The following is a 20405-nucleotide window of genomic DNA, read 5'->3' on the forward strand; positions in this document are numbered from 1 at the left end:
GCGCGGTCGGTCACCGCGACGAAACCACGACTCCCAGCAGTCCAGGCCCCGTATGCGCCCCGATCACCGCTCCGACCTCACTCACATGCAGGTCGGCGAGCCCGGGCACCCGGGTCCGCAAGCGGTCCGCGAGGGCGGAAGCCCGGTCGGGGGCGGCGAGATGGTGGACAGCGATGTCGACGGGAGCGCTGCCGGCCCGGTCGGCCACGAGCTCCTCCAGGCGGGCGATCGCCTTCGACGCCGTGCGTACCTTCTCCAGGGGTTCGATCCGGCCGCCGTCCAATCGCAGCAGCGGCTTCACCGCGAGCGCGGAACCCAGCAGGGCCTGTGCGGCGCCGATCCGGCCGCCGCGGCGCAGATAGTCGAGGGTGTCGACGTAGAAGTAGGCGGAGGTGCCGGCGGCCCGCTTCTCCGCGGCTGTGACGGCCTCATCCGCCGTGCTGCCCGACTCCGCCGCCTCTGCCGCGGCGAGCGCGCAGAACCCGAGCGCCATCGCGATCATGCCGGTGTCCACCACTCGCACCGGCACCGGCGCCTCGCGCGCCGCGACGACCGCCGCGTCGTACGTGCCGGACAACTCGGCGGAGAGATGGAGGGAGACGATGCCGGTGGCACCGGACTCGGCGACCTTGCGGTAGGTTTCCGCGAACTGCTGGGGGCTGGGGCGGGAGGTGGTGACGGGGCGCCGCTTCTGCAGTGCCTGAGCCAGGGAGCGGGTCGAGATCTCGGTGCCCTCTTCGAGTGCCTGGTCGCCGAGGACCACAGTGAGGGGCACCGCGGTGATGCCGTGGCGCTCCATCGTCCGCGGCGGCAGGTAGGCCGTTGAATCGGTGACGATCGCGACATGGCGGGACATGAGCTGGAGGTTACCTGGCGTAGCGTCCGGGCGGCAGCCCGGCCCCGCTCACCTGGGCCGCGTGTGGCCGGATCAGGTGGTGCTCTCGGGGCGGGGCTTCTTCTGCCAGGGGTACGTGGGGCGTCGGCCCGGCTGGGTGATGGCGGGCGGCGTCCGCTCATCTGCCGCGCGCGACCCGGGCCAGGTCTGGCTGCCCGTCGCGGCGTCGGCAGACGGCGCCGCGGGCCACGGGGCCGACGTGGGAGTAGGTGTGGGTTCCGTGGTGGTCCAGTGCCGCAGTGCGCCTGCCTCGACGTCGATCTGCGCGCTGAGCGAATCGAGGTCGTCGTCAGCGAACTGCCGTGCCCGGTCACGGGCCGCCCAGCGCAGGGAGTCCGCCGACTTGGTGATGCGCTCGGTGCGTTCACGCAGTCCGGGCAGTCGCTCGGCGAGCGTGGTTCGGTCCGGCTCGGATTCCATGCGCTTGAGTTCGTGGTCCAGTTCGCGCCCGTACGCACTGAGCCGCTCGAAGAGACCGAGGGACTCCTGGAGTGACTCGTCCTCCGCCACGCCCGCGTGGAGCGCCTCCTGGGTGGCGCGCATCGACGTGCGCAGCTGAAGCCGGAGCTGGGCGATCTCGCCCGCCGGTCCAGGCTGGGCAAAGGACTTGGCTCGCAGTGTGTGGTCCTCGACCGTGCGGCGGGCCTGGGTGATGGTGCGGTCCACTCCCCGCTTGGCGGCGCCGACCACCTTCACCGTCGCGTAGGCGCCGAGTACCACGAAGAGCAGGAAGAGCAGGGCGAAGACTGTGATCACTACTTCCACGACGCTCCTCCTCGGACTGCCGCGGCACACGCCGCGCCGCTCTTCAACGGTAACCGCAACGGGCAGGCCCGGAGTTCCGCAAGAACCCCGAACCTGCCCGTAAGGGACTACCCCGAGCCGGGACGACAGCCCCGGCGCCGACTCCTGCGCGCGCCTACGCCGGAACGATGTTCACCAGCTTCGGCGCCCGCACGATCACCTTGCGGATGCCCGCGCCGTCCAGCGCCGCGACGACCTTCTCGTCGGCCAGCGCCGCCTTCTCCAGCTCCTCCTCGGAGATGGCCGGGGAGACCTCCAGACGTGCCTTGACCTTGCCCTTGATCTGCACGACGCAGGTCACGGTCTCGTCCACGACGTACGCCGGGTCGGCGACCGGGAAGTCCTGGTGGACCACCGAGTCGGTGTGGCCCAGCCTGCGCCACAGCTCCTCGGCGACGTGCGGGGCCAGCGGCGCGATCAGCAGCACCAGCGGCTCGGCGATGGAGCGCGGCACCACGCCGCCCGCCTTGGTCAGGTGGTTGTTCAGCTCGGTGACCTTGGCGATGGCGGTGTTGAAGCGCAGCCCCTCCAGGTCCTGACGCACCCCGTCGATCGCCTTGTGCAGGGCACGCAGCGTCTCCTCGTCGGGCTCGGCGTCACTGACGGTGACCTCGCCCGTCGCCTCGTCGACGATGTTGCGCCACAGCCGCTGCAGCAGCCGGAACTGGCCCACCACCGCGCGCGTGTCCCACGGACGCGACACGTCCAGCGGGCCCATCGCCATCTCGTACAGCCGCAGCGTGTCGGCGCCGTACTCGGCGCAGATCTCGTCCGGAGTGACCGCGTTCTTCAGGGACTTGCCCATCTTGCCCAGCAGCCGGGTGACCTTCTCACCCTGGTAGAAGTACGCGCCGTCGCGCTCCTCCACCTCGGCGGCCGGCACCGCGATACCGCGGCTGTCGCGGTAGACATAGGCCTGGATCATGCCCTGGTTGAACAGCTTGTGGAACGGCTCGGCCGAGGACACGTGCCCCAGGTCGTACAGCACCTTGGACCAGAAGCGCGCGTACAGCAGGTGCAGTACTGCGTGTTCGGCGCCGCCGACGTACAGGTCGACGCCGCCGTGCGGCTGACCCTCCCGCGGACCCATCCAGTACTGCTCGATCGCCGGGTCGACCAGTTTCCGGTCGTTGTGCGGGTCCAGGTAGCGCAGCTCGTACCAGCAGGAACCGGCCCAGTTGGGCATGGTGTTGGTCTCGCGACGGTACTTCTTCGGGCCGTCGCCCAGGTCCAGCGTGACGTTGACCCAGTCCTCGTTGCGCGACAGCGGGGTCTCGGGCTGGGTGTCGGCGTCGTCCGGGTCGAAGGTGCGCGGCGAGTAGTCCTCGACCTCCGGCAGCTCCAGCGGCAGCATCGACTCGGGCAGGGCGTGAGCGACGCCGTCCTCGTCGTAGACGATCGGGAAGGGCTCGCCCCAGTAGCGCTGGCGGCTGAACAGCCAGTCGCGCAGGCGGAAGTTGACGGTGCCCTCGCCGATGCCCTTGCGCGCCAGCCACTCGGTGATACGCGCCTTGGCCTCGACGACGCCCAGGCCGTCCAGGGAGACCTGGTCGCCCGACGAGTTGACGATCTTCGCGTCATACGAGACGAAGGCGTCGTCCCACGTCGAAGGGTCCGTGCCGCGGTCGTCCGACGGCTCCACGACGCAGCGCATCGGCAGTTCGAAGGCGCGCGCGAAGGCGAAGTCGCGGCTGTCGTGCGCCGGGACGGCCATGATCGCGCCCGTGCCGTACCCCATCAGGACGTAGTCGGCGATGAAGACGGGGATCTGCTCGCCGTTGACCGGGTTGGTGGCGAACTCGCCGGTGAAGACACCGGTCTTGTCCTTGGCCTCGGCCTGCCGCTCGACGTCGGACTTCGAGGCGGCCTGCGCTCGGTAGGCGGCCACGGCCTCGGCCGGGGTCGCGTGACCGCCGGTCCACACCTCGTGGGTCCCCTCCGGCCAGGCGGCCGGGGTGAACTTGTCGACCAGCGGGTGCTCGGGCGCCAGCACCATGTAGGTCGCGCCGAACAGCGTGTCCTGGCGCGTCGTGAAGATCGTGATGTGCTCGCCGTCGATGGGGAAGTCGACGCGGGCACCCTCGGAGCGGCCGATCCAGTTGCGCTGCTGCAGCTTGATGGCCTCGGGCCAGTCCAGCGCGTCCAGGTCGTCCAGCAGTCGGTCCGCGTAGGCGGTGATGCGCATGTTCCACTGGCGCAGCTTCGCCTTGAAGACGGGGAAGTTGCCGCGCTCGGATCGGCCGTCGGCGGTGACCTCCTCGTTGGCCAGCACGGTGCCCAGTCCGGGAGACCAGTTGACCGGCGCCTCGGAGGCGTACGCCAGGCGGAACTCACTCAGGACGTCGGCACGCTCGGCGGCGGTCAGCTCGTTCCACGCGCGCGTGTGGCCCGGTACGGCACGCTCACCTGACTCGAACTGGGCGATCAGCTCGGAGATCGGGCGGGCCTTGTTCGCCTCGTCGTCGTACCAGGAGTTGAAGATCTGCAGGAAGATCCACTGGGTCCACTTGTAGTAGTCCGGGTCGATCGTGGCGAACGACCGGCGCCTGTCGTGACCCAGGCCCAGCCGGCGCAGCTGGTCCTTCATGTTCGCGATGTTGGCCTCGGTCGACACGCGCGGGTGCGTGCCGGTCTGCACGGCGTACTGCTCGGCGGGCAGGCCGAAGGCGTCGAAGCCCAGGGTGTGCAGGACGTTGTGGCCGGTCATCCGCTGGAACCGGGCGGAGACATCGGTGGCGATGTAGCCCAGGGGGTGGCCGACGTGCAGCCCCGCACCGGACGGGTACGGGAACATGTCCATGATGAATTTCTTGGGCTTGGCGACCAGCTCGGGGTCGCCGGCCAGGTCGCCCTCCGGGTTCGGCGCCGCGTAGGTGCCGTCGGCGTCCCAGAAGTCCTGCCAGCGTGCCTCGATCTCGGCGGCCATGGCCGCCGTGTAGCGGTGCGGCGCGGCCTCCGCCGGCACAGCGGCGGCAGCAGCGGGGTTCGTCTCGCTCATGATCCTCAAAGCTCCATCGATCGTCTCTGCCTGCGGAAATGAAAAAGCCCCTCGCACAGGAGGGGACGCCGCGCCGATGCCGACCACGGTCTCACCAGTGGTCGGGACTGATCAGCGCGGCTCGCTAAGCAGAAGGCGTACAGCACGCATGGCGCTAGGGTACCGCAGCCCCTGAGCAAGCCGCGACGCGCTTCCGTATGTGTCTGGACAGCAGGACGCCCGGCGAAAGCTGAACCAAGGTCAAAGATTACTTCGCGTAACAGCCACTAAAGGACATCGCAACGGACGCATTGTCCTTTGATAACAACGCAATAACTCAAACCTCGTACCCATCGGTATGGAGCCACTTAGAGTTCGGCAGCGGGACCGCTTTCCCGAAACTGCTCGGAGTTGCCCCCATGAACCCTCGTCGTAGTAACAGCTCGCTTCCCAAACCGGGCCGGTCGGCCTATGGGATCGCGTCGGCTGTCGTCCTGCTCCTCATACCCGTGATCGTGCTGGTCGGAGGCGACCAGTTCCGCGAGTTCCTGAACTTCGGCGCGGGCGTCCTGTCCCTCGTCTCGCTCAGCTGCTCGGTGATCTGGGGGCTGGTCGCCCAGGACCGGATCTTCCTCAACACGCGCCAGCGGATCATCGGGCAGGCGGTGCACCGGACGACGGCGGTCGCCTCGATCGCGTTCCTGCTGCTGCACATCACCACGAAGATCGCACTCGACCACACACAGCTGATCGCCGCCGTCATCCCGTTCTCGCTCGGCGTCACCGGAAGCGCCGGCCTGATCGGCCTCGGCTCCCTGGCAGGCCTGCTCATGATCTTCGTGGGCGTCACCGGCGCCCTGCGCAGCAACTTCGCCTCCCCGGCCCCTGTCGCGGCCCGCTGGCGTGCCATGCACATGCTGGCCTACCCGGCCTGGTGCGCCGCACTCGTCCACGGCCTGTACGCGGGCCGTCAGGCCAAGCCGATCTTCGTGATCATGTACAGCCTGTGCCTGCTCGGGGTCATCGCGGCGCTCGCTCTACGCGCGGCACCCCGCCCGGTCAAGCGCAAGGTCGCCGACCGGATCGCCGCAGTCCTGGGCACCGAGGACCGGTCGGCACGCGACGACCTGGAGGAGAGCCGGAGTCGCGTGGCGGAGACGGCGTCGGCACTGCCCGGCTACGAGGGCCGTTCGGGCCGGCCGTCGCCGGCCGACACGATGACCTCCACCCGCATGACACCCCCGTCATCACCGCTGTACGACACGCCCGCCACCCCCGAGCCCGCGAACGGCTTCGCGGCCGCCTACCGCGCCGTCTCCACGCCCGCCCGCGGACAGCAGCCCTTCGCTGCCGACCAGACCGCGCGCATGGACCTGCCCTTCGACATGCAGGCCACGGAGGCCATCCCGCGCATGGACGGCAGCGACAGCACCTCGGGCAACTGGCCGATCCCGTCTCCGCCTCCGGTCGGCGAGGCACCCCCGTCGGCCTACGACCCGCTCCAGGACACGGGATTCAACATCCCGGTCTATGGCAATTCGGGCGCCGGCGGTTACGGCGGAAGTGACGTGTACGACACCGGTGAGACGAACCCCCGGTACAACACGTACAACCCGAATGACACGTACAACAGCGGTCCCGCCAATGAACCATCGCCCGGCGCGTCGTTCGACGCACCGGGTTCGGGCGAACCTTGGAACACGCCTTCCGGAGGCTATAGGTGAACGAGGCCCTGCCCGACGTCCCAGAAGTCCGCGTGGTCGGTCTTCCCCAGCTCACGTCGGGCTTCGACCTTGTCGAAAGACTCGATCTGCCCATGCACCTGAAGGTGCACGGGCCGCTTGAACCCATGGGCGGAGAGAAGCTGGCGCAGCTCTCCGAACGCATCAACCTGAAGGGCCGCGGCGGCGCGGGCTTCCCCTTCCACAAAAAGCTTCGCTCGGTCGCCGACGCGGCGATCAAGCGCGGTGTACGGCCGGTCGTCGTCGTCAACGGAAGCGAGGACGAACCGGCCTGCCGCAAGGACACGGTGCTCATCAACCGTGCCCCCCACCTCATCCTGGACGGCGCCCTGCTGTGCGCCGAGGCCCTGGGCGCCCGCACGCTCGTGGTGGGGGTCACCCGTGAGTCCACACAGCGCTCCATGGAAGCCGCGCTGGCCGAACGCGGCCTCAGCAACGGCCGTCGCTCGGCGTTGCGCGCGAGCGTGCAGCGCAATCCCGTACGCATGGTCACCGGCGCCGCCGCGTCGCTGATCCGTTCCATCGACGGCGGCCCGGCGATCCCGCCCGGCCGCAAGGTCAGCGCGTCGCAGAACGGCGTCGGCGGCGCGCCGACCCTGCTGTCGAACGCCGAGACGTTCGCCCAGCTGGCGATCGCCGCCCGCATCGGCCCGGAGCGCTACGGCAACACCGGCCTGTACGACGAGCCCGGCACCGTCATGCTGACGGTCTCGGGTGCCGTGGCCCGCCCGATGGTGATCGAGGTCCCCACGGGCGTACCGCTGCGCTACGTGCTCCAGCTGGCGGGCGCCCCTCCCGTCCCCCAGGGCGTGCTGACCGGCGGCTACCACGGCAAGTGGATCGACGCGGCGACGGTCAACGAGGCGATCGTCTCCCGCAACTCCCTGGACGCGGTGGGCGGTGCGCTCGGCGCGGGCGCGATCCTGCCGATCACTCAGGAGACCTGCCCACTGGGCGAGTCGCTGCGGGTGGCCCAGTGGCTGGCCGAGGAGAGCGCGGGACAGTGCGGTCCCTGCTACCTCGGTCTGCCGGCCGCGGCGCGCGGCATGGAGGACATCCTCAACGGCGGCGGCCCCGCCGCCCTGGAGGCACTCAAGCAGGTCGCCAAGAACGTGAAGCGGCGCGGCGCGTGCTCGCACCCGGACGGCTCCGCGATGTTCCTGGAGTCGACCATCAAGGCGTTCACCGACGACCTGGCCGCGCACGTCCTCGGCAACGGCTGCGGGCGGCCCGTGGAGGGCGTTCTGCCGCTCTTCGAGGGCGGCAGGGCCCCGATGGGCATCCCGGGCGGCGGCGAACCCGAGGACAGCAACGAGAGCCGCCAGAAGATCTACGTCGACTGGACACTGTGCCGGGGCCACGGCCTGTGCGCGGACATCCTCCCGGAGGTCTTCCAGCTCGGCGCCGACGGCTTCCCGACGGTCGCGCAGGCGAAGGTGCCGCGCTACGCGGAGGCCAAGGCACTGCGCGCGGTACGCCGCTGCCCGGCCCTCGCCCTGCGCCTCGAGGAGGACACCCGGTCGCAGGCGCCGTCCCGCAACCTGCCGGTCCTGTCCCAGGGGCGCGGCCGTCGCGCCCTCGGCCGCTGACCGCACGCGACGGCGGCCCGCCCCGCCCGGGGTGGCCCGCCGTCGCGTCGCCGTAGCCCACGGCGTCGATGGCCATCACCCCTGACACACGTCGAAGGCGGACCACTCGATCGAGTGATCCGCCTTCGACTTCTGTGGAGCTAAGGAGAATTGAACTCCTGACCTCCTGCATGCCATGCAGGCGCTCTACCAACTGAGCTATAGCCCCTTGCGGCCACGCGGCGGAGCCGCATGTTCACCGTGTCGCCCGGTTTCCCCGGCGGCGACGCCAACATTACACGGTCACCGGGGTGCACCACCAAATCGTTTCCGTTCTGTGTGGATTCGGGCGGGATAGTGTCGATCGTTGTGACCGCGCTCACGCTCTCCACAGGCAACCACCGCGCGCCGATGGCCCTGGGGGCCTGCCTGTTCTCCTTCGCCGCGTTCTGGATCGCCCAGCGGGCCGCCCACGTCTCGATGATCGACCTGATGGTCTACCGGGCCGAGGGCGCGACCGTGCGCGCGGGAGGCGACCTGTACGCGTTGCGTACGACGGGAGCGCACCTGCCCACCACCTACCCGCCGTTCGCGGCCCTGCTGTTCACCCCGCTGACGCTGCTGGACACGGCGAGCATGCGCACCCTGGCGACTGCCGGGAACCTCGCTCTCCTGGTGGTGTTCGTCAGGCTCTCGCTGCGACTCGTGGGCCACACGCGCGTGGAGACCGTCTGGTGGGCCGCCGCGGCGGCCGTGTGGTGCGAGCCGGTGTGGACGACGCTGCGCTACGGGCAGGTCAATCTGCTGCTCGCCGTCCTGGTGCTGTGGGACCTGTCACGGCGTCCAGCGGACCGCTGGGCCGGCCTCGGCATCGGGCTCGCCGCGGCCGTGAAGCTGACGCCCGCCCTGTTCGCGGTGTTCCTGCTCGCCGCCGGTGTCACGCACCGCGTCAGGCACGGCCGCGCGGGCCACCGGCTGCGGCACGCGCGCAGGGCGGCGGCCGCCTTCGCAGGCGCCACCACGCTCGCGGCGGCGGTCCTGCCGTACGACTCCTGGCGGTTCTGGACGCGCATGGTGTTCCGGACCGGGCGGGTCGGACACGCGGAGGAGACCGCGAACCAGGCTCTGCGCGGCTTTCTGGCCCGTTTCCTGCACACGCCGGATCCCGGGGCGCCGTGGGCAGCCGCGGTCGCCGTGGTGGCCCTGGGAGGGCTCGCCGTGGCGGTCGCCGCGGAGCTGCGCGGGCTACGGGCCTGGGCGGTGGCAGCATGCGCGGTGACGGCGCTGCTCGTCAGCCCGGTGTCGTGGTCGCACCACTGGGTGTGGTGCGTGCCACTGGTGCTGCTCCTGGGCACACGGGGCCACCGGGCGGCCGCCCTGGGGACGCTGCTGGTCTTCTGCTCCTACGCCCTGTGGTGGGTGCCACACGGCCGGGGGCGGCCCGAACTGCACCAGAACGGCGTCGAGTTGACGTTGTCGGCCCTCTACGGAGGCGTCGGCCTGCTCTTCCTCGTACTCGCCGGGACCTCGCTACGAGGCCCCGGCGGGAATCAAGCGGTGACGAACGAATAGAACCGCTTGAGCGTGCAGTGCTCCTCGAGGAGCCGGCCGTAGATCGGCTCACCCTCGAGTTCGCGGTACGTCTCGATGGGGTCGCCCTTTATGATCAGCGCCCGCGCGCACTCCTCGCACCAGTACTGGTAGTCGGGATTGACCGGCTCCATGTCACGCACGATCGGCGTCCCGCTGCCGCACCAGTCGCACTTTCGCCTGTGTGCACCCATCGATCAGCTCCAGCTGTGGCCGCAGGCCGTGCACACATAGGAGATTCCGCCGTTGTCCCCCAGAACCTGGGCCACGTTCAGGGATCCGCAGGAAGGGCAGCTGAGACGGGTGATCGTATCCCGTGTCAGTGCTGCGTCGAAGAGGTCACGGACCTCTTCGAGGATGCTCGCAGGCATCACCACTCCCTCCCGTCGGGCCGCGCCCCCTTCCGGCCGTTTGATTCTGCCACGGCCGGACCAATACGGTCAGCGACGCCTTAGTACCAGTCCGGACACGGCACCCGTCGCGGCCGTCGCGGCGAGCGCGAACATGCATGCCAGAAGCGCTTTCGCAGAGGTATACGCCTCGGGGACCCCAAGTGACTCAAGCCGGTTCAAGAAGAGTGTGCCGAACGCCGCGACCCCGATGAGCTGACCGAGCTGGGTGACGGTGGCGAGCAGACCGCTGGCGTCCGCCGCGTCCTCGGGGCGCACGGTGGCCAGCGCGCGGGTGAGCGTCGGACTGAAGGCGAGCGCGAGCCCGGTTCCCACGCCGGCGTACGCCACGTACAGCCAGGCGCCGCCCTCGTCACCGCCCCGGAGCGCCAGGCCGACGCCCGCCACGGCCGCCGCGGTGAGCGCGAATCCGGCCGGGGTCAGCGCGCGCTGCCCGGAAGCCGGCCAGGAACGCCAGGTCAGGCCGACCAGACCGAAGACGACCGCGGTCGGCGCGAAGGTGAGGCCGGCGTGCAGCGCGCTGTAGCCGAGGCCGCCCTGGACGTGCAGGGTGAGCACGAACAGGAAACCGCCGTTGACGGCCATGACGGCCATGATCCGGAAGACGGCGAGGCCCATGCCGGGGTGGCGCAGCACACGCGGGGCGATCAGCGGGTCGCCTCCGCGCCGGGCCAGCCGGGACTCGAACCCGCAGAACAGTACGAAGAGGACGACGGCCGCGGCCAGCGACAGCCAGGACCACAGCGGCCAGTCCTCCTCCTGCCCGAGCACCAGCGGCACCGTCAGCAGCGAGACGGCAGTGCCCAGCAGCACCAGACCGATCAGGTCGAAGCCACGTGTCTTCTCCCCCGCGCCGTCCCGGGGCAGCACGCGCCGGCCGACGGCCAGGAGTACGGCGCCCACCGGCACGTTCACGAGGAACACCGGCCGCCAGCCGGTGCCGAACAGGTCGGCGCTGACCAGGACGCCGCCGAGCACCTGCCCGGCCGCGGCGCCGACAGCGATGACCGCCGAGTACACGCCGAGCGCCCGCATCCGGGACTCCCCGGTGAAGGTGCGCTGGATCAGACTGAGCACCTGCGGGATCATCACCGCCGAACCGGCGCCCTGCACCAGCCGGAAGACGATCAGCTCGGTGGCCCCCTGCGCCAGACCGCAGGCCAGCGAGGCGGCTGTGAAGAGCGCGAGCCCGACGAGGTGGACCCGGCCGTGACCGAGCCGGTCGCCGAGGCGGGCGCCGGTGATCAGCAGCACGGAGTACGTGATGGTGTATCCGGCGATCACCAGTTGCAGGTCGGCGCCGGAGGCGTGCAGGTCGGAACCGATGGTGGGGGCCGCGACGTTCACGATGAAGACGTCGAGCAGCGCCATGAACTGGGCCGCGAGCACGACCGCGAGCAGCCGTCGGGGCCGATTGTCAGTGCCGGGGGCTTTACTGAATGCAGGACTTGGCACGGGTGCGGGACCCGGCTCCGTCCGGGGTGTTGTCGTCATGCCGTCGAGCCTGACGACGCTTCGGTACGGGTGCCGAGAGCCCGCCGATGCTGGTACTGCCAGCACCCGGCAGGGGAGAAGTCGGGCATCGACCATGGGGGGACGTGACGATGGGGACGACACAGCGGCGGCGGCCGGAGCTGGCCGCCTTTCTGCGCGGCAGGCGGGCCCGGGTGACACCGGCCGACGTGGGCATGCCGCCCGGCCTGCGGCGCCGCACGCCGGGGCTGCGCCGCGAGGAGGTGGCCCAGCTCTCGGGTGTCGGCGTGACTTGGTACACGTGGCTGGAACAGGGCCGGCCGATCAACGCGTCCGCTCAGGTCCTGGACGCCGTGGCCCGCACGCTGCGGCTGGACCCGCCGGAGCGGGAGCATCTGTACCGCCTGGCGGAGGTTCCCTTCGAGCCGGATCCGGAGCGGCTGACCCAGACCGTCGGCCCGGAGGTGCAGGGCATCATCGACGCCCTCGACCCGCTCCCGGCGGTGGTCTACAACTCGCGCTACGACGTCCTCGCCACCAACCCGGCCTACCGCGACCTGTTCGTGGTCCCGGAGACCCTTCGGATCGGCGTGCCGAACGTGCTGTGGACGCTGTTCACGGTGTCCGAGGAGTGCTGTCCGGTGGTGCACCGGGAGCGTGAGCTGCCGGTGATGGTGGCGACGCTGCGGGGCTCGTACGGCAGACACGTCGGCGAGCCGCTCTGGGAGGACTTCATACGCGGGCTGTCGGCGGTCAGTCCGTACTTCGCCGAGGTGTGGGCCGGCGGCGAAGTCGCACCGCCGGGGCCGCGGGTGAAGACGTTCCGGCACGAGGCGGTCGGCGAGCTGAGGATGACCTCGCAGTCGCTGTCGATCGACGGGATGCCGGAGTGCCGCATCGTGGTCTACACCCCTGAGGGCGAGGAGACGCGGGGCAAGGTCGGGCTCCTCAGGGAGCACAGAGAGCGGCTGTGGCCGCCGACTGAGGAGGGGGTCGCCGAGATCATCCGGATGTGGGACACAGAAAATCCCGTCCCCTGAGGGGACGGGATCCTGATCAAACGATCTTTGACAACTCAACAGAGTGTCATTCTGTGGAGCTAAGGAGAATTGAACTCCTGACCTCCTGCATGCCATGCAGGCGCTCTACCAACTGAGCTATAGCCCCTTGCGTTCTTCCCGCTCCGCGGTGCGAACAAGAAGAACTTTAGCCTGCGACCTGCCGGAAAGTGAAATCCGGGGTATCGGGCCGCGGTGCGCACCCGAACCGGCGGTCAGTCGTCGTCGCCGAGCACCGGCTCCGGCAGGGTGCCGGCGTTGTGCTCGAGCAGGCGCCAGCCCCGGGCGCCTTCGCCGAGGACGGACCAGCAGCAGTTGGAGAGGCCGCCGAGGCTCTCCCAGTGCTGGGTCTCCAGGCCGAGGAGGCGTCCGATCGTGGTGCGGATCGTGCCGCCATGGCTGACCACGACGAGGGTGCCGTCGTCGGGGAGCTTCTCGGCGTGATCGAGGACGACGGGGGCGGCGCGGTCGGCGACCTCGCTCTCCAGTTCGCCGCCGCCGCGGCGCACCGGCTCACCGCGCTTCCACGCGGCGTACTCCTCGCCGTGCCGGGCGAGGATCTCCTCGTGCGTCAGCCCTTGCCAGACGCCTGCGTAGGTCTCGCGCAGGCCCTCGTCGTGGGTCACCTGCAGGCCGGTGAGAGCGGAGAGCTCAGCGGCCGTGTCGGCGGCCCGCTGGAGGTCGGAGGCGACGATCGCGTCGGGCCGCAGGGAGGCGAGCAGCCGGGCGGCGCGGCGGGCCTGGGCGACGCCGGTCTCGGTGAGCTCGACGTCCGTGGTGCCCTGGAAGCGGCGCTCGACGTTCCAGGAGGTCTGGCCGTGCCGCCAGAGGATGACGCGGCGGCCCCGGCCGGGCTTCGAGTCGGCCGGGGAGCCGGCCTCGGCACCCGGTGCGGTCATCGCCACTCACCGCCCGGCTCGGCCGCCTCCTCGGCTGCCTGCAGCTTGGCGTGCTCCTCGGCCTTGCCGCGGGTCGCCTGCGCGTCGGCGGGCAGCGCGAGCTCGGGGCAGTCCTTCCACAGCCGCTCCAGGGCGTAGAAGACCCGCTCCTCGCTGTGCTGGACGTGGACGACGATGTCGACGTAGTCGAGCAGGACCCAGCGGGCCTCGCGGTCGCCCTCACGGCGCACCGGCTTGGCGCCGAGCTCCTTCTGGAGCCGCTCCTCGATCTCGTCGACGATGGACTTGACCTGGCGGTCGTTGGGGGCGGAGGCCAGCAGGAAGGCGTCCGTGATCGACAGCACATCGCTGACGTCGTAGGCGATGATGTCGTGCGCGAGCTTGTCGGCGGCCGCCTGGGCGGCGCTGTTGATGAGCTCGATGGAACGGTCAGTGGCGGTCACTACATGGCTTTCCGTCGGCGGTCACTTGTCACCAAGGGTCTCACGGACCGCCGACGGCACCCCACGTGATGACCGGATCACGTGGGGGCACGGCCCCCTCGCCTAGGACGACGAGGGCTTGTAGTTCTGACCCAGGACCACCACGACGGTCGCGTTCGCGGAGATCTTGCCCTTGGTGACGGAGCTGGTGGGCAGGCCCAGGGTCTTGGCGACCTCGGTGGCGTTCTCCTTGTCGGCGGCGTCGGCGTAGGTGACCTTCGAGGTGGCCTGGGTGGTGGAGTCGGTGCCGCCGTCCAGGAAGGTGAAGCCGCCGTTGAGGAGCGCGACGCGGGCCTTCTCGGCGTTGTCCTTCGTGCCGCTGGCGTTCTGGACGGAGACGCGGACCGCGGAGCCCTGGTCGGGGCTCTTCGCGGTGCCGCCGAGCACGTCCTTGACCACGCTGTCGCTCGCCTGCGCGCTCAGCGTGCCGTCGGACTGGACGGGCAGCAGCGCCGTCTTGTAGTCGCCGCCCTTGGCGAGGTCGGCGAGCTTGGCGAGGAAGGCGCCGAGGTCGCTGTCGGTCAGCGGCGGGTCGAGGATCTGCGCCAGCGTCTGCACGGTGACCGTCGCGGCCTGCGCGTCGGAGGACACCTTGCGCAGCACGCCCTGCATGACCTGGCCGAACCGCTCCAGCTGGGCGTTCTGGGCCTCGCCGGAGGCGCGGTAGGTGGCGTAGGCGACGGCCATCTTGCCGCTGAGGGTCTGGTCGTCGCCCTTGTGGACGAGCGGGGCGGCGTTCTTCTTCTCGGCGTCGGGGTCGGGGACGTCGGTGTTGGTGTCGACCTCGATGTTGCCGACGAGATCGACGAGGTTCTGCAGGTAGGGGGTGTCCAGGCGCCAGGTGCCCTCGATGTCGGTGCCGAGGACCGTGTCCAGCGCGTCGCGCGTCCCGGAGGAGCCGTCGTCGTCGACCGACTTGGCGAGCGTCGTGGAGGAGCCGTCGTCGTCGGTCACCGCGAGGGAGTTGGGCAGCAGGACCGTGCTGCCCTGCTTGGTGGTGGTGTTGTCGACGAGCAGCGCCGTGGAGGTGCCGCCCTTCTTGGTGTTGTGCAGGTGGACGACGATCACGTCGCGGTTCTGGGCGCCCGCGGCCGTCGTGGCGCTGGACTTGGTGTCCGACTTCGGCAGGCCGGGCAGCTTTCCGGCGTACCAGAGATAGCCGACTCCGCCGACCGCGACCAGGGCCAGGACCACCACCAGGGCCACGACGCGGCTGCGGGCTCGGCGGCGGGCCTCCTCGCGGCGCTCGGTGCGGTTCTCGGTGAACGCCAGCCAGTCGATGACGTCTTCGGAGTCGCCGTCGGGCTCCTCGACGAAGGCGAACTGCTCCGTGTGGTACTCCCGTTGCGACCGGCCCGAGGCGTCCGGCGCCTCTGCCGCCGGCGCCGCGGGGTCGTCCGCCGGGCCGGGCTGCTGCGGGATGTGGGCGGTCTGCTCGGCGACACGAGGCTGCTGGCCGCTGGTGGCGGTCTGCCCGTAGGGGTCGTACGGGGCCGCGGTGCCGGCGCCGCCGTGCGTGCCCGCGCCCGGGTGCGTCCCGGTGCCGTAGGGGTCGTAAGGGGGGACCGGAGCCTGCCGGCCGGTGTCGTAGGGGTCGTACGTGGGCACGGGCTGCTGACGGCCCGTGGCGTACGGGTCGTATCCATAGCCTTGTTGCGCGTACGGGTCGTACGTCTGCCGCGGTGCCTGTGGCGCCTGTTGCGCCTGGACCTGCTGGTACACCGGCCGGCCGTACTCGTCGTAGCCGACGAGCTCGTACTGGCCGCCACCGTACTCCGCGTCGTATCGGTCGTTCACCGGTGCCCCTCTCGGCTCACTCGCCGCGGTACAGCTCGCGCTTGTCGATGTAGCGCACGACTCCGTCCGGCACCAGATACCAGACGGGGTCGCCCTTGGCGACTCTCGCACGGCAGTCTGTGGAGGAGATGGCGAGCGCGGGGACCTCTACGAGGGAGACGCCGCCCTCGGGGAGGCCGGGGTCAGTCAGCTGGTGCCCCGGTCGGGTGACCCCGACGAAGTGCGCCAGGGAGAAAAGTTCCTCGGTGTCCCGCCAGGTCAGCAGCTGGGCGAGGGCGTCGGCACCGGTGATGAAGAACAGATCGGTGTCGGGGTTGAGCGCGCGCAGGTCGCGCAGGGTGTCGACGGTGTAGGTCGGGCCGCCGCGGTCGATGTCGAGGCGGCTCACCGAGAACTGCGGGTTCTCGGCGGTCGCAATGACCGTCATCAGATAGCGGTCCTCGGCCGGGGAGACCTTGCGGTGGGTCTTCTGCCACGGCTGGCCGGTCGGAACGAACACCACCTCGTCGAGGTGGAACTGCGCGGCGACCTCGCTGGCCGCCACGAGGTGCCCGTGGTGGATCGGGTCGAAGGTGCCGCCCATGACGCCGAGGCGGCGCTTGCCCGGGCTCGACGGCCCGCTGCCCGGGCCGCCGGCCCGCATGTGCGCCGGACGGCGCTGTATCTCGCCCGCGGTGACGCGTTCCGTGTCAGCCATGTCGGCCGCCTCGGCCTTGCCGACCGTGTCGTTCGCCGGACCGGTAGGCATGTCCTGCTCTCCCATGCGTGCAGACCCTACCGGCCCGGCCTGGGGGCCTCGGCCGTCAGATCCCCCGGGCGGCCCCGGGAGGGCCCTCGCCGGATTCAGCGGTCGCGGTTGAAGCGGGTGGTGACCCACAGCAGAAGCAGCAGGATGAGGAACGCGCTGCCGCCTGTGACCAGGGGGTTGAGGCTGTTGTGGTTGCCGCCGTGCTCCTCGCCCTCGGCGGCGAGAGTGACCAACTGGGCTGCGGCGCTGTGGAAGCTCATCTTCAGCAGGACCTATCCGATGGAGGTCCCCCCGCTCGAGCGAAGTCGAGAGTGGGGGAGGGCGGGACAAAAACGTCGGCCCATCGTAAGCGGGCGGCTCGGCGGCGATCACGCCGACTCCGCCGTTGGGGAACTTTCGGATGCTGTCAGTCGTCTTTCCGCTTGTAGCCCCGCAGCAGGAACCATGCGGTGAGCACGCAGCCCAGGACCATCACGATCAGGACGACCCGGAGCAGATTGCCCGCCCCTTGCTGGTCGGCCGCGCTCGCGGCCTCGGCGAGCCAGGCGGCTGCGGGTGTGTGCTCCATGGCGTTGGACTCCTTTGCTGTACTGCCCGTCCACGGTAACTCCGCCTAGGCTGGGCTGAGCTTCGGGGGCACGCAGGGGCACCGCGCACGGTGGGATCGCACACCGTGCACCGCCCACAGGGCACTCACCACGTACATGGGGGAAGACATGTCCGACGACGGCCACCAGCACAAGGGGCACGAGCACGTGCCGAGCAGGCAGCGCAGGCGTTTCGAGGGGATCTCCTCGCGTGCGTACGAGCACCCGGCCGATCGCTCCGCCCTGGTGGCGCTGCGCAAGCTCAGCGGCTTCGACACGGTCTTCAAGGCGCTCAGCGGGCTGCTGCCCGAGCGGAGCCTGCGGCTGCTGTTCCTGTCCGACTCGGTGCGGGTGTCGGACCAGCAGTTCACGCACCTCAACGACATGCTGCGGGACGCCTGTTACACCCTGGACCTGGAGAAGGTCCCGCCGATGTACGTCAACCAGGACCCGCAGCCGAACGCGATGTGCATCGGTCTGGACGAGCCGATCATCGTGGTCACCACCGGCCTGGTCGAGCTGCTCGACGAGGAGGAGATGCGGGCGGTCATCGGCCACGAGGTGGGTCACGCCCTGTCCGGCCACTCCGTGTACCGCACGATCCTGCTGTTCCTGACCAGCCTGGCCCTGAGGGTCGCCTGGATTCCGCTGGGCAACCTCGCGATCATGGCGATCGTGACGGCGCTGCGGGAGTGGTTCCGCAAGTCGGAGTTGTCCGCCGACCGCGCGGGCCTGCTGGTGGGCCAGGATCTGCGGGCCTCGATGCGCGGTCTGATGAAGATCGCCGGCGGCAACCACCTGCACGAGATGAACGTGGACGCGTTCCTCCAGCAGGCCGAGGAGTACGAGGCCGGCGGCGACCTGCGCGACTCCGTGCTGAAGATCCTGAACGTGCTGCCCCGCTCCCACCCCTTCACCACCGTGCGCGCGGCCGAGCTGAAGAAGTGGGCCGAGTCCCGGGACTACCAGCGGATCATGGACGGCCACTACTCGCGGCGCAGCGAGGACAAGGACACCTCGGTCACGGACTCGTTCCGTGAGTCGGCCGCGAGCTACGCCGGCCATGTCAGAAGCTCCAAGGACCCGCTGATGAAGCTGGTCACCGACATCGCGGGCGGGGCGGGCGACCTGGGCGGCCGGGTGCGGCGTGGCTTCGGCGGCTTCACCAGCCCGCCTCCGCCGAAGGACCGGCCGGCGTCGGACCAGCCGCACTCGGACGAGCCGCCGACGGACACCGCTCCGCGCGACGGGGACTGAGCGAGAGACGAGGACTGAGCGGGCAGCCAAGCCCGAGCGCGCGACCAAGACCGCGCGACCAAGACTGAGCGCGCGACGAAGACTGAACGGGCCAGAAGACTGAGCTGGCCACGAGCGACCGACCGGTTCACACCGGTTCGCACCTTCGGCCGCGATCATGCTTTCGGGCCTTTCACGCTTCGGCCGCGATCACACCTTCGGCTGCGCGCTCGGTGCCAGCGCCCCGCACAGTGCCGTCGCGTTGCCCGTCGCATACGGGTCGGTGCCGGCCGGGCCGCCGCTCTTCGCGGTCTGGCCGGCGAGCAGCGGGTGCAGGTGGTTCGTGGAGTCCTCGGCGCAGGACAGCGGGCCGGCCTGGACGTAGGAGACGACGAGCTGGGCCTGGCGCAGCCGCAGGTCGTCGCGGTCGAAGCGGAAGTGCAGCTCGCGCCGGACGGTGAACAGGGACACCTCGGCCTTGTCCCCGGAACCGGTCGGCCGCAGCGCGTACACGAAGGTGTGGTCCGCGGTGACCTCGAGGGTGGAGGAGTCGGTCTCGGCGGCCGACAGCGTGCCCTGTACCCGGATCTTGCGGTCGGCCAGCTCGGCCTGGGCGGGGTCGAAGCGAACCAGCCATCCGGTGGGCGCGTGCCGTCCGTCGGCGATCGGGTGGTCGAAGCTCTGGTCGAACTGGTCGAGTTGCCCCGAGTCGACGAGGACGCGCACGGGACGGACCTGCTGTCCGGTGAGCACCTCCGGGTAGAGGGAGGAGCGGACTATGTAGTCCTTGGCGGTGGTCAGGGCGGTCACGACCTGGCTGTCCGAGAAGTGCGCGGTGCGCCGGGAGGCGGGCAGCGGTATGCCCTCGGCGCCGATGCGGAACTGCGCGGCGGGGCTGTGCGTGTACAGGTACTCGGGGTCGGCCACGCCGGGCACCTTGCCCTGCGGGGAGAGTGGGATGACGGTCATCCGCAGCGGCTCGGCGGGCTGCTGGGCCGCGGGGGTCTGGTAGGGGTTCCGTACGCCCATGTAGATCGCGGTGCCGAAGGCGACGGCGATCAGCAGGACCAAAATGAACGCCTGCCGGGACAGGCCCCGGTGCAGGGTCGGGCGGCGCCGCACGGCGGGTGTGTGGTCGGCCATGCGCTCCTGCGCGGAGTACTCCTGGATCCGGGCAGCACGGACGAACGACTCGTCGAAGACGACGGATCGGTACTCGTCCTCTCCACCTCCGGGAGCGCCCTCGGGGGTCCCCTCAGGTGGGTCTCCAGGTCCGCCCATACTTTCAGGGTAGGTCTCACGGAGCCCCGGTAAACGCCCTGGTACACGACAAGTTCTGACAGGTTCTCACCAGGACCGCCGCCGCCCTTCAGGGAGTGCGCGGGATCACCGAGACGGCTGGCTGGGAGTAGTCGGCGGATGCGGAGGGCGTGGCCGCGCTGCCCTGCTCGAGGCCGGTCGAGGCGGGCAGCGGAGCCCGGTCTCGGTTACTGGAGGAGGCGCCGCGGTAGACCGCCGTGAAGGCCAGCGCGACCATGCCGATCCCCATCACGAGGGCCAGCATCCAGGCGACGGGACGGTGCCAGCGGACCTGCCTGCCGTACGGCCCCGGGGCGCCGTAGCGGCGTTCCAGGGCATCGGGGTCGTCGGGGTCGGTCAGGTCGTCGAGGTCCGGATCATGGCCGAAATCGCCGGGTCCGTATCCGTCGTCGTACCGCTCGCCCCTGGCGTGGGCCCGGCGGGCCTCGGCCTCGGAGGCCTCCGCTCTTGCTTGCGCGGCGGCCAGGAGGCGTTCGACGGCGGTCGGCTCGTGCACCACGGCCGCCTGTACGAAGGCCTCGTCGAAGACCACGGAGGCGAACTCTTCGTCCGACACCCCGCGGTCGTGGTCGTCGTCGGGCTCCCAGCCGTCAGGGAACGGCGTGCCCCCCACGTCCTCCGGCACGGATCCAGAGTAGACCTGAGGGGTCAATTTGGGCAGACGGTATGGAAATTCGTCTGCCTGCCGATACAGCTTCGCCGCGGCACGGAGGCAGGCCGGGCGCGCTTGCAGGGCGCATATGCCCCACCCTGCGCCCCTGCTCCACCACGCTCCTCTGCCCCGGCGTGCGCCCCTGCCCCGGCGTGCGCCTCCGAGGC

Annotated in this window: 18 protein-coding genes and 2 tRNA genes; 5 read left to right on the forward strand and 15 right to left on the reverse strand. The window is 70.4% G+C overall.

Features of this window, described 5'->3' with window-relative positions; genetic code table 11:
* Positions 1-10: 10 nt before the first annotated feature.
* The 3 genes from ACFY16_RS01120 to leuS all read right to left on the reverse strand — a co-directional run bounded on the left by ACFY16_RS01120 (position 11) and on the right by leuS (position 4697).
* Positions 11-856 (reverse strand): DegV family protein, encoded by an 846-nt coding sequence (locus ACFY16_RS01120; RefSeq protein WP_390644975.1) that lies wholly within the window; start codon positions 854-856, stop codon positions 11-13.
* A 72-nt stretch (positions 857-928) separates the two neighbouring features.
* Positions 929-1660, reverse strand: coding sequence for a hypothetical protein (locus tag ACFY16_RS01125; RefSeq protein ID WP_390644976.1), 732 nt, complete (start codon positions 1658-1660; stop codon positions 929-931).
* A gap of 154 nt (positions 1661-1814) precedes the next feature.
* Positions 1815-4697 carry a leucine--tRNA ligase gene (gene leuS, locus ACFY16_RS01130; protein ID WP_390644977.1) on the reverse strand — a complete coding sequence of 961 codons (2883 nt, stop codon included), beginning with the start codon at positions 4695-4697 and terminating at the stop codon, positions 1815-1817.
* Positions 4698-5095: 398 nt separating this feature from the next.
* On the opposite strand from leuS, the gene ACFY16_RS01135 reads away from it, so the two are divergent.
* Positions 5096-6400 carry a cytochrome b/b6 domain-containing protein gene (locus ACFY16_RS01135; RefSeq protein ID WP_390644978.1) on the forward strand — a complete coding sequence of 435 codons (1305 nt, stop codon included), beginning with the start codon at positions 5096-5098 and terminating at the stop codon, positions 6398-6400.
* The gene (locus ACFY16_RS01140; protein ID WP_390644979.1) at positions 6397-8007 is read left to right on the forward strand and encodes an NADH-ubiquinone oxidoreductase-F iron-sulfur binding region domain-containing protein; all 1611 of its coding nucleotides are present in this window, start codon (positions 6397-6399) and stop codon (positions 8005-8007) included. The genes ACFY16_RS01135 and ACFY16_RS01140 overlap by 4 nt, the downstream gene beginning before the upstream one ends.
* Before the next feature lie 135 nt (positions 8008-8142).
* On the opposite strand, the gene ACFY16_RS01145 is transcribed toward ACFY16_RS01140, so the two are convergent.
* A tRNA-Ala gene (locus tag ACFY16_RS01145) sits at positions 8143-8215 on the reverse strand.
* 182 nt (positions 8216-8397) lie between these two features.
* Here ACFY16_RS01145 and ACFY16_RS01150 point away from each other — a divergent pair.
* Positions 8398-9558 (forward strand): glycosyltransferase 87 family protein, encoded by a 1161-nt coding sequence (locus ACFY16_RS01150; protein WP_390646066.1) that lies wholly within the window; start codon positions 8398-8400, stop codon positions 9556-9558.
* Here ACFY16_RS01150 and ACFY16_RS01155 read toward each other — a convergent pair.
* A complete protein-coding gene (locus ACFY16_RS01155; RefSeq protein ID WP_003976229.1) occupies positions 9537-9770 on the reverse strand; it encodes a hypothetical protein in 234 nt (77 codons plus the stop codon). The two genes, ACFY16_RS01150 and ACFY16_RS01155, sit on opposite strands and share 22 nt — an antisense overlap.
* A gap of 246 nt (positions 9771-10016) precedes the next feature.
* Positions 10017-11375 (reverse strand): MFS transporter, encoded by a 1359-nt coding sequence (locus ACFY16_RS01160; protein ID WP_390644980.1) that lies wholly within the window; start codon positions 11373-11375, stop codon positions 10017-10019.
* Positions 11376-11590: 215 nt separating this feature from the next.
* Here ACFY16_RS01160 and ACFY16_RS01165 point away from each other — a divergent pair, with 215 nt between their 5' ends.
* On the forward strand, positions 11591-12499 hold the full coding sequence (locus tag ACFY16_RS01165) for a helix-turn-helix transcriptional regulator (protein WP_390644981.1): 909 nt from the start codon (positions 11591-11593) through the stop codon (positions 12497-12499).
* Positions 12500-12553: 54 nt separating this feature from the next.
* On the opposite strand, the gene ACFY16_RS01170 is transcribed toward ACFY16_RS01165, so the two are convergent.
* From ACFY16_RS01170 to ACFY16_RS01200, 7 genes are all read right to left on the reverse strand, one after another.
* Positions 12554-12626: transfer RNA gene (locus tag ACFY16_RS01170), tRNA-Ala, on the reverse strand.
* 106 nt (positions 12627-12732) lie between these two features.
* Positions 12733-13416 carry a histidine phosphatase family protein gene (locus tag ACFY16_RS01175; RefSeq protein ID WP_390644982.1) on the reverse strand — a complete coding sequence of 228 codons (684 nt, stop codon included), beginning with the start codon at positions 13414-13416 and terminating at the stop codon, positions 12733-12735.
* Positions 13413-13859 carry a ribosome silencing factor gene (gene rsfS / locus ACFY16_RS01180; protein ID WP_390644983.1) on the reverse strand — a complete coding sequence of 149 codons (447 nt, stop codon included), beginning with the start codon at positions 13857-13859 and terminating at the stop codon, positions 13413-13415. Before rsfS ends, ACFY16_RS01175 begins: the two co-directional genes overlap by 4 nt.
* Before the next feature lie 102 nt (positions 13860-13961).
* Complete coding sequence (locus ACFY16_RS01185; RefSeq protein ID WP_390644984.1) at positions 13962-15695, reverse strand: LytR C-terminal domain-containing protein; 1734 nt, start codon at positions 15693-15695, stop codon at positions 13962-13964.
* Between the two features lie 16 nt (positions 15696-15711).
* The gene (nadD, locus tag ACFY16_RS01190; RefSeq protein WP_390644985.1) at positions 15712-16458 is read right to left on the reverse strand and encodes a nicotinate-nucleotide adenylyltransferase; all 747 of its coding nucleotides are present in this window, start codon (positions 16456-16458) and stop codon (positions 15712-15714) included.
* An 80-nt stretch (positions 16459-16538) separates the two neighbouring features.
* Positions 16539-16703: a hypothetical protein gene (locus ACFY16_RS01195; protein ID WP_390644986.1), complete on the reverse strand. Its 165-nt coding sequence runs from the start codon at positions 16701-16703 to the stop codon at positions 16539-16541.
* 146 nt (positions 16704-16849) lie between these two features.
* On the reverse strand, positions 16850-17011 hold the full coding sequence (locus ACFY16_RS01200; RefSeq protein ID WP_390644987.1) for a hypothetical protein: 162 nt from the start codon (positions 17009-17011) through the stop codon (positions 16850-16852).
* A 148-nt stretch (positions 17012-17159) separates the two neighbouring features.
* Here ACFY16_RS01200 and ACFY16_RS01205 point away from each other — a divergent pair, with 148 nt between their 5' ends.
* Positions 17160-18287, forward strand: a complete 1128-nt coding sequence (locus tag ACFY16_RS01205; RefSeq protein ID WP_390644988.1) for a M48 family metallopeptidase — start codon at positions 17160-17162, stop codon at positions 18285-18287.
* A gap of 189 nt (positions 18288-18476) precedes the next feature.
* On the opposite strand, the gene ACFY16_RS01210 is transcribed toward ACFY16_RS01205, so the two are convergent.
* Both ACFY16_RS01210 and ACFY16_RS01215 read right to left on the reverse strand, forming a co-directional pair.
* Positions 18477-19547, reverse strand: coding sequence for a hypothetical protein (locus ACFY16_RS01210; RefSeq protein WP_390644989.1), 1071 nt, complete (start codon positions 19545-19547; stop codon positions 18477-18479).
* 88 nt (positions 19548-19635) lie between these two features.
* Complete coding sequence (locus ACFY16_RS01215; RefSeq protein WP_390644990.1) at positions 19636-20238, reverse strand: hypothetical protein; 603 nt, start codon at positions 20236-20238, stop codon at positions 19636-19638.
* Between the last annotated feature and the right edge of the window lie 167 nt (positions 20239-20405).

The organism is Streptomyces sp. NPDC001315 (assembly GCF_042896175.1).
Classification (GTDB): domain Bacteria; phylum Actinomycetota; class Actinomycetes; order Streptomycetales; family Streptomycetaceae; genus Streptomyces.

Bases quoted from the DNA above. Each gene is read 5' to 3' on its own strand.
- ACFY16_RS01120 (WP_390644975.1), bottom strand. From the start codon at position 856: ATGTCCCGCCATGTCGCGATCGTCACCGATTCAACGGCCTACCTGCCG.
- leuS (WP_390644977.1), bottom strand. From the start codon at position 4,697: ATGAGCGAGACGAACCCCGCTGCTGCCGCCGCTGTGCCGGCGGAGGCC.
- ACFY16_RS01135 (WP_390644978.1), top strand. From the start codon at position 5,096: ATGAACCCTCGTCGTAGTAACAGCTCGCTTCCCAAACCGGGCCGGTCG.
- ACFY16_RS01150 (WP_390646066.1), top strand. From the start codon at position 8,398: ATGGCCCTGGGGGCCTGCCTGTTCTCCTTCGCCGCGTTCTGGATCGCC.
- ACFY16_RS01155 (WP_003976229.1), bottom strand. From the start codon at position 9,770: ATGGGTGCACACAGGCGAAAGTGCGACTGGTGCGGCAGCGGGACGCCG.
- ACFY16_RS01165 (WP_390644981.1), top strand. From the start codon at position 11,591: ATGGGGACGACACAGCGGCGGCGGCCGGAGCTGGCCGCCTTTCTGCGC.
- ACFY16_RS01175 (WP_390644982.1), bottom strand. From the start codon at position 13,416: ATGACCGCACCGGGTGCCGAGGCCGGCTCCCCGGCCGACTCGAAGCCC.
- nadD (WP_390644985.1), bottom strand. From the start codon at position 16,458: ATGGGAGAGCAGGACATGCCTACCGGTCCGGCGAACGACACGGTCGGC.
- ACFY16_RS01195 (WP_390644986.1), bottom strand. From the start codon at position 16,703: ATGAGCTTCCACAGCGCCGCAGCCCAGTTGGTCACTCTCGCCGCCGAG.
- ACFY16_RS01200 (WP_390644987.1), bottom strand. From the start codon at position 17,011: ATGGAGCACACACCCGCAGCCGCCTGGCTCGCCGAGGCCGCGAGCGCG.
- ACFY16_RS01205 (WP_390644988.1), top strand. From the start codon at position 17,160: ATGTCCGACGACGGCCACCAGCACAAGGGGCACGAGCACGTGCCGAGC.
- ACFY16_RS01210 (WP_390644989.1), bottom strand. From the start codon at position 19,547: ATGGGCGGACCTGGAGACCCACCTGAGGGGACCCCCGAGGGCGCTCCC.